Annotated in this window: 10 protein-coding genes; 5 read left to right on the top strand and 5 right to left on the bottom strand. The window is 63.9% G+C overall.

Going from position 1 to position 13,258, the window contains the following annotated elements; all coding sequences use genetic code 11:
- Nucleotides 1–139 precede the first annotated feature (139 nt).
- The 4 genes from glsA to ACZXDY_RS41935 all read right to left on the bottom strand — a co-directional run bounded on the left by glsA (nt 140) and on the right by ACZXDY_RS41935 (nt 5,757).
- Complete coding sequence (glsA, locus tag ACZXDY_RS41950; RefSeq protein ID WP_464349520.1) at nt 140–1,993, bottom strand: glutaminase A; 1,854 nt, start codon at nt 1,991–1,993, stop codon at nt 140–142.
- A gap of 87 nt (nt 1,994–2,080) precedes the next feature.
- On the bottom strand, nt 2,081–4,186 hold the full coding sequence (locus tag ACZXDY_RS41945) for a TRAP transporter permease (RefSeq protein ID WP_464349519.1): 2,106 nt from the start codon (nt 4,184–4,186) through the stop codon (nt 2,081–2,083).
- 47 nt (nt 4,187–4,233) lie between these two features.
- A complete protein-coding gene (locus tag ACZXDY_RS41940) occupies nt 4,234–5,379 on the bottom strand; it encodes a TAXI family TRAP transporter solute-binding subunit (protein WP_464349518.1) in 1,146 nt (381 codons plus the stop codon).
- 156 nt (nt 5,380–5,535) lie between these two features.
- On the bottom strand, nt 5,536–5,757 hold the full coding sequence (locus ACZXDY_RS41935; RefSeq protein WP_028164618.1) for an acyl-CoA carboxylase biotin carboxyl carrier protein subunit: 222 nt from the start codon (nt 5,755–5,757) through the stop codon (nt 5,536–5,538).
- A gap of 133 nt (nt 5,758–5,890) precedes the next feature.
- Between ACZXDY_RS41935 and ACZXDY_RS41930 the strand changes: the two genes are divergently transcribed.
- Both ACZXDY_RS41930 and ACZXDY_RS41925 read left to right on the top strand, forming a co-directional pair.
- Nucleotides 5,891–6,865 carry an IclR family transcriptional regulator gene (locus tag ACZXDY_RS41930; protein WP_208826742.1) on the top strand — a complete coding sequence of 325 codons (975 nt, stop codon included), beginning with the start codon at nt 5,891–5,893 and terminating at the stop codon, nt 6,863–6,865.
- Nucleotides 6,795–8,354: an acyl-CoA carboxylase subunit beta gene (locus ACZXDY_RS41925; protein ID WP_464349517.1), complete on the top strand. Its 1,560-nt coding sequence runs from the start codon at nt 6,795–6,797 to the stop codon at nt 8,352–8,354. The genes ACZXDY_RS41930 and ACZXDY_RS41925 overlap by 71 nt, the downstream gene beginning before the upstream one ends.
- 153 nt (nt 8,355–8,507) lie before the next feature.
- Here the strand turns inward: ACZXDY_RS41925 and ACZXDY_RS41920 are convergent, their stop codons facing one another.
- On the bottom strand, nt 8,508–9,680 hold the full coding sequence (locus ACZXDY_RS41920; protein WP_464349516.1) for a patatin-like phospholipase family protein: 1,173 nt from the start codon (nt 9,678–9,680) through the stop codon (nt 8,508–8,510).
- Nucleotides 9,681–9,845: 165 nt separating this feature from the next.
- On the opposite strand from ACZXDY_RS41920, the gene ACZXDY_RS41915 reads away from it, so the two are divergent.
- The 3 genes from ACZXDY_RS41915 (at nt 9,846) to ACZXDY_RS41905 (ending at nt 13,137) form a co-directional block, all read left to right on the top strand.
- Nucleotides 9,846–10,625, top strand: a complete 780-nt coding sequence (locus ACZXDY_RS41915) for an acetoacetate decarboxylase (protein ID WP_464349515.1) — start codon at nt 9,846–9,848, stop codon at nt 10,623–10,625.
- A 132-nt stretch (nt 10,626–10,757) separates the two neighbouring features.
- Nucleotides 10,758–11,777: a transporter gene (locus ACZXDY_RS41910; protein ID WP_464349514.1), complete on the top strand. Its 1,020-nt coding sequence runs from the start codon at nt 10,758–10,760 to the stop codon at nt 11,775–11,777.
- 19 nt (nt 11,778–11,796) lie between these two features.
- Nucleotides 11,797–13,137: a carbohydrate porin gene (locus tag ACZXDY_RS41905; RefSeq protein ID WP_464349513.1), complete on the top strand. Its 1,341-nt coding sequence runs from the start codon at nt 11,797–11,799 to the stop codon at nt 13,135–13,137.
- Nucleotides 13,138–13,258 lie beyond the last annotated feature (121 nt).

Here is a 13,258-nt window from a genome sequence, read left to right as displayed (position 1 = left end):
GTGATCTTCGCAATCACCGGACTTACCATGACCGCTCCAGCCTCTCAGGCTTTTGCAGAACCTTCCGCACACTACCCCTCTCCCCGCGAAGAGCGGGGGAGAGGGAACTGGGAAGGCCCGCGCGCGGGGAGAAGGGACTCTACGTCGCCGTCAGCAGATCGACCTTTGCGTTTGCGACGATCAGCCGGTCGGCGAGCAGTTGCGCGAGGTTGCGCATGATCCGCTCGCCGGCGCGCGGATGCTGCTTGCGGAAGCGTTCGAAGTCGCGCAGCGGGATTTCCCAGGCGGTCGCAGCCTGGTCCGCCAGGACGTCAGCGGAGCGGACCGGTTCGATCAGCGCCATCTCGCCGAACGCCATGCCGGCGGTGAGCGTCGCCAGGCGGACGCCGTCGGGCAGGGTGACGTGCACGACACCGCTGCGCAAGAAGAACAGCGAGCCAGCGGCATCGCCGGCGGAGATGATCTTCTCGCCGGAGCGGTAGGTGTGGGTCGAAGCGAGCGACGCGAGGTCGGTCAGCTCTTCCGCGCTCAATCCGGCCAGCAGCGGCTGCTCGGACAATTCCGTGGTCTCGAAGAAATCGATCGAGCCGCCATAGCGGTAGACGATCTGGTCCTCCGCCCATTCGATTGCGGTATCGAGCAGGTAGAAGTCCCTGATGTTGCCGAGCTTGGCCGTCCACTCGCGCAGCGTCTTCCATTCCGTCGATGAGCGTTTGATTCCGGACAGGATCACGGTGACGCCGAGCGCGGCCAGTTCCTCGAAGGCCTCCGCCACCAGCCGCGCGCCGGCACGGGTGGTGGAGGTGACGCGGTGCAGGTCGAACACGACGAATTGCGGCCGCCGCTCCGAGGCCATCCGCCGCGACACGTAATCGACCGCGGAAAGCGACAGCGTGCCGACCAGTTCGATGATCCGCACCTCCTCGTGATGCGCCGCGAGGATGTCGCGCTCATGCGGGCGGCGGACGCGGCGCGACGGGCTCTTGCCGATATTGTAATCGGCGATGATGCTGGTGCGCGCATCGTCGCTGCGGTTGAGCATATGCAGGTCGTAATGCGAAGACAGCGCTTCGCACACCTTGATGCCGCGCACGCTGTTGCCGTGCTTGTCGAGCTTGGGCGAATAGCTGCCGAGCCCGAGCCGCGCCGGCAGCGCAGCCAGAATGCCGCCGCCGACGCCGCTCTTGGCGGGGATGCCGACGCGGTAGATCCATTCGCCGGCGAAGTCGTACATGCCCGACGAGGTCATCACCGAGAGCGTGCGCGAGATCGCATACGGCGTCATCACTTGCTTGCCGGTCACCGGATTGATGCCGCGATTGGCCAGCGTTGCCGCCATGATCGCGATATCGCGCGCGGTCACCAGCACCGCGCATTGCCGGAAATAGACATCCAGCACGGAGGCAACGTTGTCCTTGATCACCGCATTGGTGCGCAGGAGATAGCCGATCGCCCGATTGCGGTCCCCGGTCGTGCTTTCGGAAAGATAGACCGCCTCGTCGAGCGCGAGCTCGCGCCCGGCGAAGCGGCCGAGCGCCTGCCGGATATAGTCGAAGGCGGCATCGCCCTTGGCCTCATGGATCAGCCCGGTGCAGGCGATGGCGCCGGCATTGACCATCGGGTTGAAGGGATGGTTTTCCGCATTCAGCCGGATCGAGTTGAAAGGATCGCCCGACGGCTCGACGCCGATCGCGCTTTCCACCCGCGCCGCCCCCAGCGTGTCCAGCGCCAGCGCGAACACGAAGGGTTTGGACATCGACTGAATGGTGAAGGGCACCTTGGTGTCGCCGACCTCGTAGACGTGACCGTCGAGGGTGGCGAGGCTGATGCCGAAATGGGCAGGGTCGGCCTTGCCGAGTTCGGGGATGTAATCGGCGACGGCGCCACCGGTCTCGGCGGCGAACTCGTCGTGGCATGACTGCAGGAACCGCAGCAGGGGCGGTCTTGAGCGGGTCCAGGCGGTGGCGCTGGAAGGAGGCGGCTCGGGTTTCATCGCCTCCTGTTGTGCAACGCAATCAGGGGGCGCGCAACTGGTTCGGTACTAGCGCCTAATGACGCTTCTTCGAAGCGTCGTCAGGCTCTACCCTTTTGTTTGAGCATGATCTTTTCGGAAAACCGGTGCCCACTTTTCCGGATCATGCTCCTGCCGCCGGACCAGGAGCAGCGCGATCAGGACCGTCGGCACCAGGATGGCAAGGCCAAGCAGCGTCACCTGCATCTGCGACAACGGCATGATGCCGCCGCCGGGCGTCGCCACCACGAAGCCGCCGATCACGAGCAGCACCCGCAGCGGCCATTCCAGCGCGCCTGCGCGGCTGAGATCGCCGACAAAGGCCTGATAGCCCTGGATGCCGCCGCAAATGAACAGCGTACCCAAGGCGGCAAGCGCCATCAGTCCAAGCCCGGCGAGATAGGGGGAAGGTCCCTGCAGCACCAGCGCCGGGTTCAGCACGAAGAAGAACGGGATGAAATAGATGATGCTGCCGACCCACATCGATTCCCAGCCTGTCTTCATCGCCGGCGATCCGGCGATGCCGGCCGCCGCAAATGAGGCGATCGCGACCGGCGGGGTGATCGACGACAGCATGCCCCAGTAGAAGATGAACATGTGCACCGCCATCCGGTTCAGCCCGAGCTTCTCCAGCGCCGGCGCCACGAGGATGGCGAGGAAGATGTAGCACGCCGTGGTCGTCAGCCCGAGGCCCAGGATCAGGCTAGTGAATGCGCACATCGCCAGCAGTAGGAAGGCGTTGTCGCCCGCAAGTGTCAGCAGGTCGTTGGCGAGGCTCGAGACCACGCCGGTCATCGAGAATGCGCCGATCAGAAGCCCGCAGCCGGCGAGGATGCCGACCAGCTCCACGAAGGTGCGGCCATTGACCTCGAGGAATTTTGCGATCGTGGCCCAGGTCCAGCGCGTGTCCTTCGAGAAGAACTGGTTCAACACCAGCAGCAGCGCAGTGGCATAGAACGGCGCGTGGCTCTCGCGCTTGAAGTAGAGCAGCATCACAATCAGCAGCGCGATGACGAACACGTAGTACCAGCCCGACTTGAGGGTATCGATCACCCGCGGCAGCTCGGCCCGCGGAATGCCCCTCAGGCCGTGACGCGCCGCATAGGAGTCCACCTGCATGAACAGGCCGATATAATAGAGCGCGGCGGGAATGATCGCGGCGACCGCGACCTCGGCGTAGCTGATGTTCAGGAACTGCGCGATCACGAAGGCGGTGGCGCCCATCACCGGCGGCGCCAGCACCGCGCCGGTCGAGGCGCAGGCCTCGATGGCGCCGGCATAGGAGGCGCGGAAGCCGCTGCGCTTCATCACCGGGATGGTCATGGTGCCGGCAGTGAGCACGTTGGAGATGATCGAGCCGGACATCATGCCGAGCAGTCCGCTCGCGAAGATGCAGACCTTCGCCGCCCCGCCGCGGAACGTGCCGCACAGCGCAAAGGCGATGTTGATGAAGAATTTTCCGGCACCCGTCATCATCAGCGCGGTGCCGAACACGAGGAAGCCGATCACGGTATCGGCAAAGGCCTGGATCGGAATCCCAAGCAGGCTCTCGCCCGAGAGCACATGATAGGCGGTGGCCTGGTCGAAGGTGAGTTCGGAGCCACGAAACGGCCCGAGCCATTTGGCCTCGGCAAACAGCGGATAGACTGTGAACGGGAACACGCTGAGCAAGAGGCTCCAGCCGCCGGTGCGGCGCAGGGCCTCCATCAGCATCGCCCACATCACGACGCCTGCAATCAGGACGTTGCGCGGCGCGCCGTCGGATTCCCAGCCGTACTGCGCGGCCTTGCGGATGTTGAGCATCAGCCAGATCGCCGCAGCAAACGTCAGCACGAACAGGAGAAGGTCGTACCAGGGAATCCGGTCGAGCGGCGCGCTCCCCGTTCCCGGAAAGATCAGGAACGTGAACGGCAGCATCAGCGCGATCAGCAGATAGAAATATTCGGTGTTGAGCTGGGTGTAGCCGATCAGGAAGCGCAGCGAGAATTGCTGGTTGATGCAGAGCAGGATGGTGGCCGCGGTCGCGACCACCAGCGCCCAACGCCAGCCGCCGCGCAAGCTGCGCACGCGCGTGACCTCGGCCTCCTGCATGTTGCCCGCCCCGGCATGGGGATCTTCGAACTCGATCCTCTTCGGCGGCGCGGCCACGGCGCTATCGAGCGGAGAAGCTGACATCAGGAGATCCCCACAATGGCGTTAGCTTGCAATGGAAGCTGGTGGCTTTATTCAAAGCCGTTCGACATGTTGGCCTTGGCAAGCGCTGCCGCGCGCGCCTTCATCCAGCCTTCCAGGAACGCCTTCTCGTCCGCGGGCGGATTGGACTTGCCATATTCCGTCCAGGCGGCGGTGAGCACGTCCTGGCGCTTGAACAGCGCGTTGTTGTGGGCCTCCTGCTGGTCGGTCCATTGGCCCGCTTCCTTCAGCGCCCTCACGGCGCCGGGATGCACCGGCGCGACCCAGTTCTTGGTCTGCCTATCGGCGGCAAGCCCGCTCGCGCCTGGCGCGGAATCCTTGTAGGCATCGTAGTTGACGATCATCGCCTTGGTGATGGCGTAAATCTGGTCCGCGGGCACGGATGCATAGGCGACGAAGATCGGGTAGGGGTAGTTTGCGAGGTTGAGCGGCTTCTCTGGCGAGATGCCGGCGCCACAGGTCGCGCGATGCGGGAAGAAGAACGAGCCGACCTTCTGCACCCGTTCCCATCCGGCCTTGTCGTCAGCTGGAAGCGGCGGCCAGATCAATCCGCGCGGCGAGGTCTCGGCTTCCTTTGCGGGCCCCGTGATGGTGGTGCCGAAGGCAGCGTCGGTGTCGTTGTTGATCAGGCCCTTCCACATCGCGCCATAGCTTGCGAATTCGACGGCCTTGACGTCGGACTGCTTGAGACCGCCGAAGGCGAGGATGGCGAGCGAGTTCTGGTTCAGCGCGGGCGAGCCGACCACGAAGCCGACGCGCTTGCCCCTGAGATCCTTGATGTCCTTGACGCCGATATCGGCGGCGACGCCGAGCGAGGCTGCATTGCAGTCGACCGTGGACAACAGGAGTTGCAGCGGCTGCGGCCCCCATTCCTTGGCGCCGAACTCGAACACGCCTTCCTGCGCGAAATAGGTGCCGGACCCCATCGCCGACATCACCGCGCGCTTGGCGCGCAGCGGCGCCAGCCGCGCCACGTCATTGCCCGCCGGCAGCACGCGGAGGTCGGTGCCGTACTTGTCCTTCATCATCTTGCCGACACCGACCGAGATGTTGAATCCCGCGGTTCCCGTGTCGTAGGCGGTCACGCCCATCGTCGGCGGCAGCTTGATGTCTTCGGCGAGCGAAGGTCCTGATACGAGTAGGGTGACGCCGAGCGCGAGCAGACGACGGATCATGATTCCTCCCTGATGTTTCGCTACGCGAAACTTGTTGTTTGCGAGGATCATTGCATCGCATCGCGATGATGGCAACGGCGCACCGTTGGCGCGCACTACCACCATCGTTGCATCACCGGACAGATTGTCGCGGATCGAGCCTTGAATGTGTGCGCGTCAGGTCTCGACGATGGCGACCGCCTGTCCTTCGGCGATCACGTCGTCGACGCTGACGAGGATCGACTTGACCGTGCCCGACGCGGTCGACGTCACCGGAATCTCCATCTTCATCGCCTCAACCAGCGCGACCTCGTCGCCATCTGCGATGCTGGCACCGGCCTCAACGGGTATTGCGCATACACGGCCGGCCACTTCGGTGATGATCTTGATATCTGGCATTCCACGCTCCCCATCCGTTTCACGAAACGCATAGCGCTCTGCGAACGGCTTTTGTTGTGGCCGCACATTGCCTGAGGTAGCTTGTTCTGCAAGTGGAATTTTATTCCGTGTGGCGGAATGGAGCCTATAACAAATGGGAAGACGCTCAGAGCGGCTTAGCCGGCAAGGAATGCTCGCCAGCGATCTCGCAGGCGAGGGCGACGTGATCCAGGTCGTGTCGCGCGCGTTTGATGTCCTCAGATGTTTCGAAGGACATGAAGCGCGGCTCGGTAATCTTGAAATATCGAATCGTTGCGGCCTGCCGCGATCGACGGTGTCGCGGCTCACGCACACGCTGACGCGGATGGGCCAGCTCGTCTATCTGCCGCGGGACCAGAAATATCGGATAGGTCCTAGCGCGGTGGCGATGAGCACCGCGATGATGAAGGGCCTGCAGCTCCGCAACCTGATCCGTCAGCGTCTGCAGGACGTCGCCGAGCAATTGCCCGGCACCGTCGGCTTCGTCATCCCCGATCGGTTCCAGCTCGTCTATCTCGAATACGCGCGCTCGGCGAACGCTCTCGGCCTGCACGAGGTCACCGGCAGCCGGATCTCGATGGCGACCACCGCTGCGGGCCACGCCTATACGGCCGCGCTCGAGCCTGAGGTCGGCGATGCCCTGATCGCGGAGATGGAGCGCGAGATTCCCGAAGGCGCGAAGCTGCTCAAGCCGCGCATCGAGGGTAATCGCCGCCTCTTGCGCGAGCACGGCTATGTCGTCGCCTGCGGCCTCTGGAGTCCGCACATCAACGGCGTCGCGGTGCCGCTATGGTCGCCGCAATACCAGACCTATGTCGTGACCACGATCGGCCTGTTGTCGGCGATGTATGACGAGAAGCGGCTGCACAAGGAGGTCGGCCCGCAAATGGTGCAGCTCGGCGCCGCGCTCGCCAGCCTGCTCGAAGGCGCCGACGCCAGCATCTTCAATAACCGGCTCGAGCGAAAACCTATTCCGGCAGCCGTGAACCATAACAAGATCATAAAAGCGGAGGAAAGGAATGAACTGGAAGCCGGAACTCGACGAGCTCGCCCGGCGCGAAGCGTTCGCGCGGGAGATGGGAGGCGTTGAGAAGGTCAAACGACAGCGCGATCAAGGCCGGCTCACCGTTCGCGAGCGCATCGATAAGATTGTCGATCAGAAATCCTTTCACGAGATCGGCGCCATATCCGGCATCGCCGAATATGACGAGAACAACGAGCTCAAGCAGCTGACGCCCGCGAACTGCGTGTTCGGCCGCGCCAAGGTGGACGGCCGTCCGGTGGTCGTGGTCGGCGACGATTTCACCGTGCGCGGCGGCTCGGCTGATGCGTCGATCTCCGCCAAGCCGCTGATGGCGGAGGAGATGGCGCATGATTTCAGGTTGCCGATCATCCGCATGATCGAAGGCTCCGGCGGCGGCGGCTCGGTCAAGACGATCGAGACGCGCGGCGCGGCCAACCTGCCCGGCGGCGTCGGCGGCACGCGCTGGTACTGGTACACGACCGCGAACCTCGCGCGCGTTCCGGTCGTCGGTCTCGGGCTCGGCTCGGTCGCAGGCCTTGGCGCGGCGCGACTTGCGGCCACGCATTATTCGGTGATGACGAAGAACTCGGCGATGTTCGTGGCGGGCCCGCCGGTGGTGAAGCGGCTCGGACAGGATCTGACCAAGCAGGAGCTCGGCGGCGCCGACATCCAGACCCGCGCCGGCGCGATCGATCAGGCAGTCGAGACCGAGGAGGAGGCGTTCGAGTGCGCGCGGCGCTTCCTCTCGTATCTGCCGCAATCGGTGTTCGAGCTGCCGCCGACCATTCCCTGCACCGACGATCCTGAACGTTCAGAGGAAACGCTGACGAAGGCGGTGCCGCGCAATCGCCGGCAGGTCTACAAGATGCGCCCGATCATCGACGCTGTCGTCGACAAGGGCTCGTTCTTCGAGGTGAGCGCCAATTTCGGCAAGCCGATCATTGTCGGCTTGGCGCGGCTCGAGGGCAGGGCGGTGCTGCTGCTGGCGAGCGATCCCTTCCACTATGGCGGCTCGTGGACCGCGGAAGCCTGCCAGAAGGTGGTCCGCTGGGTCGATTTCGCCGAGACCTTCCATCTGCCGGTGGTCTACCTGATGGACTGCCCCGGCTTCATGATCGGGCTGGAGGCAGAGAAGAGCGCGACCATCCGCCATGGCGTGCGCGCGATGGCGGCGGTCAACCAGAGCACCGTGCCCTGGTGCACGATCATCGTGCGCAACGCCTTCGGCGTCGCCGGCGTGGTGCACCAGCCGGCGAACCGCTTCTCGATGCGCTACGCCTGGCCGTCGGCCTATTGGGGCTCGCTGCCGCTGGAGGGCGGCATCGAGGCCGCCTACCGCGCCGACATCGAGGCCGCGCCCGATCCGGCGGCAAAGCTGAAGGAGATCGAGGACCGCCTGAACAAGCTACGCTCGCCATTCCGCTCGGCCGAAAAGTTCTGGGTCGAGGAGGTGATCGACCCCCGCAGGACGCGCTCGCTGCTCTGCGAATTCGCGCGTTTGGCTGAGCCGATCCGGACCGCGGGGCCGCCAGGCAACATGTCGACAAGGCCGTAGTTGCTGCCTGACCCTCATGGTGAGGAGCCGCGTAGCGGCGTCTCGAACCATGAGGCCCCGATCTCACCCGCGGCCCATCCTTCGAGCCGCCTGCTTACGCAGGCTCCTCGGGATGAGGGGGGAGTGCGTGGCGCCTGCGTCCTTTCGGCAGTCCTACACCTCGCTCTCGCGGTGCACGTCGTGGACCACGATGCCCATGCCGGCGTCGGGCATCTTGATCCAGTCGCGCCGCATCAGCGTACGCTTGGTGTCCTCATGCCCGCTCATCCAGTGCTCGCGCATCGAGGTGCCCGAGAATTCGTGATCCTTGGCGTGGCCTTCATAGGCCTTCTGCTGATAGATCAGTTGCAGGATCGCGATGCTCGGCAGGGCGCTGTTGGAATCGCGGAGCTGGCGCTCTTCCTCCGATAGCTGCTCGTTCGGAATCTTCGACAGCGCCTTGTAGAGGCGGGCGCGGAGATTGTGGGTCTTGCGATACATATCGGTGTTGTAGCGCGTGCGCGAGGAATACATGATGTCCTTGTGGCGGGCCATTACGTCGTGGATGTCGCGCGGCAGCACGCCGCGGGCCGAGAACAGGTCGACCTGGAACACCAGTGAATTCAGGCTGTCGACCTGGTCGAGCAGATGCTGCAGCGGCGTGTTGGAGACGATGCCACCATCCCAGAAATGGTCGGTGCCCACCTTCACCATCGGCAGCGCTGGGGGCAACGCGCCGCTCGCCATGATGTGCTCGGGAATGATCTCGTCATGCGCGTTGTCGAAATAGATGAAATTGCCCGACAACACGTTCACCGCGCCGACCGCAAAGCGCATCCTCTTGGAGTTGATGCGCTCGAAATCGACCAGCTCGAGCAGCGACTCGCGCAATGGCGCCGTGTCGTAATAGCTCGTCGCGGTCCTGGCGCCGGCCGGGCTGAACCATGGATTGGTGGTGTGGGGCGCGAAGAAGCCGGGCTGGCCCAGCACCGTCGTCATGAACGAGGAGGTGAAGTTGCGGGCCTTGCGGAAGATGTCGCCGTCCGGCGTGTAGTGCCAGATCTTGCGGCTGGTGATGCGGTCCCAGAATGTGTGCAGTCGCTCGAGCCGCCGCTCCGGCGGATTGCCGGCGATGATTGCCGAGTTGATCGCGCCGATCGAGACGCCGCAGATCCAGTCCGGCTCGATACCTGCTTCGTGCAGCGCCTGATAGACGCCGGCCTGGTAGGCGCCGAGCGCACCGCCGCCTTGCAGCACCAGCGCGACACGGTCGCAGCGCTCCGGCCGCCAGCCGCGATGGGAGGTTGCAGTTTCTTGTTCGTCGAAATGTGGGCTACGCGCATCCATGTCTTTGCACTCCCTGCGCGCCAACGATTCCGTGTGCCCGTGACGCGCTGATGACAGCCGCCAAGGGGGACATTCGGGTCACGCGGCTGAAGGAAATCCCTCATATCAATGTCAATGTCCGTCGCTAGCGTTCGGGCCACTAATTGCAAAACAGGGGGATTTGCGATGCGCAGGGAAGAACTATTGCGGCTTCCGTCAATGCCAGCCGCGGGCCCGAGCTATCCCGCAGGACCCTACCGCTTCGTCAATCGCGAATTCCTGGTCATTACCTACGAGACCGATCCCGCGCTGATCCGTGCCGGGCTGCCTGAGCCGCTCGAGCCGATTGATCAGCCGATCGTGCACTACGAATGGATCAAGATGCCTGATAGTTCCGGCTTCGGCAGCTATACCGAGTCCGGTCTGGTGATCCCGGCGCGCTTGCACGGCGAAGAGGTCAATTTTGTTTCGCAGATGTACCTCGACGATGATCCGCCGATTGCGGCGGGCCGGGAGATCTGGGGCTTTCCGAAGAAATACGCCCATCCCAAGCTCGAAATCGTCAAGGACACGCTGACCGGCACGCTCGAATACGCCGGCCAGCTCGTCGCCATGGGCACCATGGGCTACAAGCATGAGAGCATGGCGGGCAATGGCGACATCACCCGCGCGACGCTGTCGAAGACGCAAATTAATCTGAAGATGATCCCGGGAGTCGATGGCCGTCTCGAAGTCTGCCAGCTCGTCGCGATCAACCTGACCGACATCAACGTCAAGGGCTCATGGATCGGCCCGGGCCGGCTGCATCTGGTGCCGCACGTCAATGCGCCGGTTGCGGATTTTCCGGTGCGGCGAGTGGTCGGCGCGCATCATTTCCTCGCCGATCTGACGCTGCCGTTCGGCCGCGTCGTGCACGATTACAACAAGGAAGCCGAGCTGGCCGCAACGGGTCTCGCGGCGGAGTAGGCTGCGACATCAAACTGTAACAGAAGCGTAATTCAATCGTCGCGTGCCGGCGTGTGGGGAAGGTGGCCCGCACTGATATGTGCTGGCTTGCGCAGGGGTTGACGATGTCTCGCGTTGAGCTTCGGGCTGGTCATGTCGGCTGAACCAGCGAAAATTGTCAGCGTGCCGGCGGACGCCACTCCGCTGATCCCTGGCCTGGTGTGGGCGTTCCGTCTGCATGGCGACGGCACCGCTGAATCCTTGCCCATCGATGCGCCGATCGAGTTCAGCCATGATGGCAGGCTCTGGCTGCATTTCAATCTGGCGGATGGTCGCAGCCGGCAATGGCTTGGCGGCCTGCAGTTTCCGATGCTGGCGCGCGATCTCTTGCTGTCGCATGACAATTTCCAGCAGCTCCACATCATCGACAACTGCGTCTATGGCGTGTTCTCCGATCTCGTGCGCGAGATCGACTCCCCAACGGAGGAAACCGGCTTCCTTCGCTTCGCGATGACCGAGCGTCTCCTGATCAGCGGCCGCCATCAGGCGCTGTGCGCGGTGGATGCCACGCGCCGCGTGCTCGAAGGCGGCCATCGTGTCGCGACGGTGGCGGCGCTGCTTGAGAAGATCATCGACGAGGTCGCCGACACTATGGACCGGATGGCCGACAAGATCGCCACCGAGATCGACGGCATCGAGGAACGGGTGCTGTCCGGCGAGACCAAGTCGGAGATGCGGGCCGGGCTCGGCCGGTTGCGGCGAACCTGTCTGCGGCTGCATCGTCAGCTTGCCGGCTTGCGTGTCCTGTTCCACCGGCTCGAGCAGAAGAGCCCCGAAAATCTCAGCCCGGCGCTAAGGCTGCATGCAGCAAAGCTCGCACAGCGGCTCGACGGTCTCGACCACGATATCACCGAGCTGCGCGAACGCAGCCGGCTGCTGGAGGAAGAGCTTCGCTTCAAGCTGGAGGAGGAGAGCAACCGGCATCTGCACGCGCTCTCTGTCGTGACCATGATGCTGCTGCCGCCGACGCTGGTCACCGGCATCTTCGGCATGAACACCAAGGGACTGCCGCTCACCGACGTCGACAGCGGCTTCCTGTGGGCCGCGGTGCTGTTGATCGCCGCCTCCGGCCTTGCCTATCTGATCATGCGTCGCCTGGGCATCGTCAAATAACGGGCTGCGGTATCATTGCATGTACCGAGTGCTCATCCGCGCGGTCACGGCATTCGCGGCGATCACTGCCCTTGCCCTCGCAGCCGCCCGCGCGGCAGATCAGCCCGACGGCGGCGACAAGGACCTGCGCGACAGGCTGGCCGATGCCGGCTACCAGTTCAGCCTGACCTATATCGGCGAGGGGCTCGCCAACGTCTCCGGCGGCATGCGTACCGGCGCGATCTATACCGGGCGTCTCGATCTCGGCACCACCATCGACCTTGAAAAGGTGATGGGCTGGACCGGCGCCACCTTCCACGCCAACGTGTTCCAGATCCATGGCGACGGCCTGTCGCGCAGCTATATCGGCAATCTGATGCTGGTCTCCGGCGTCGAGGCCTTGTCCTCGACGCGGCTCTATGAGCTCTGGATCGAGCAGCAACTGCTTGGCGGCAAGCTCGCCGTCCGCGTTGGCCAACAGGCCTCCGACATTGAGTTCATCGACAGCCAGTACGACGACATCTTCATCAACTCCGCGCTGGGCTGGCCCGGCATCACAGGGATCAACCTGCCGGGGGGCGGGCCGTCGCCCCCGCTCGCGGTTCCTGGCATCCGCATCAAGGCGGCGCTCTCAGACCGGATCACCGCCTATCTCGCACTGTTCGACGGCAGTGCGGCAGCGCCGGATGCGGACGACGCGCAGATCGCCAATGCCAACGGCCTTCTGTTCCGCGTCAACGATCCGCCGTGGTGGATCGGACAGCTCAAATACAAGTTCGAGATCGGCGAGAGCCGGCTGCCGGCGACCATCACCGGCGGCGGCTGGTATCACATGATGTCGTTTCCCGATCAGCGCTTTTCGGGTGACGGCCTGTCGCTCGCCGATCCCAACAGCTCCGGCGATCCGGCATGGTGGCGCCGAAACCAGGGATTGTTCATGGTCTACGAGCAGCAATTGGCGCTCGCCGCACCCGGTTCGGACAAGGGCGTCGCATTCTTCATGCGGGCCTCAGTGAGCCCGTCCGATCGCAACCTGGTCAACGCCTATGTCGACGGAGGCTTCCTGTTCACCGGCTTCAGCGACGCCCATCCGAACGACAGGTTCGGCGTCGCTGCAACCTATGCCAGGATCTCCGACCGCGCCCGCGCTCTCGATCGCGACATCCAGTTCTTCACCGGAACGCCATACCCGATCCGCGACTACGAGGCGATCTTCGAGGTCACCTATCAGCATGAGGTCAGGCCCGGCTTCTATCTGCAGCCGGTGCTTCAATATATTGCGCATCCGGGCGGCGGCGCGGTCGATCCCTACGATCCCACGCAGACGCATCGCATCAAGGATGGTGTAATGGTCGGTGTACGTACGACCATCACGTATTAGCGGAGTGATGAGTGACGACGTTACTCTGGAGGCGCGCCGCGACTTAGAGCCTGAGAACCAATTCGGTTTTCGGGTAGACGGCATCCGAAGTAGCGGATGTTGAAGACCTCGACGGTGGAGC

It is taken from the genome of Bradyrhizobium sp. LeoB3, assembly GCF_055456055.1.
The sequence above is the reverse complement of the archived record's forward strand: the minus strand, read 5'-3'. Positions and strand labels throughout refer to the sequence as shown.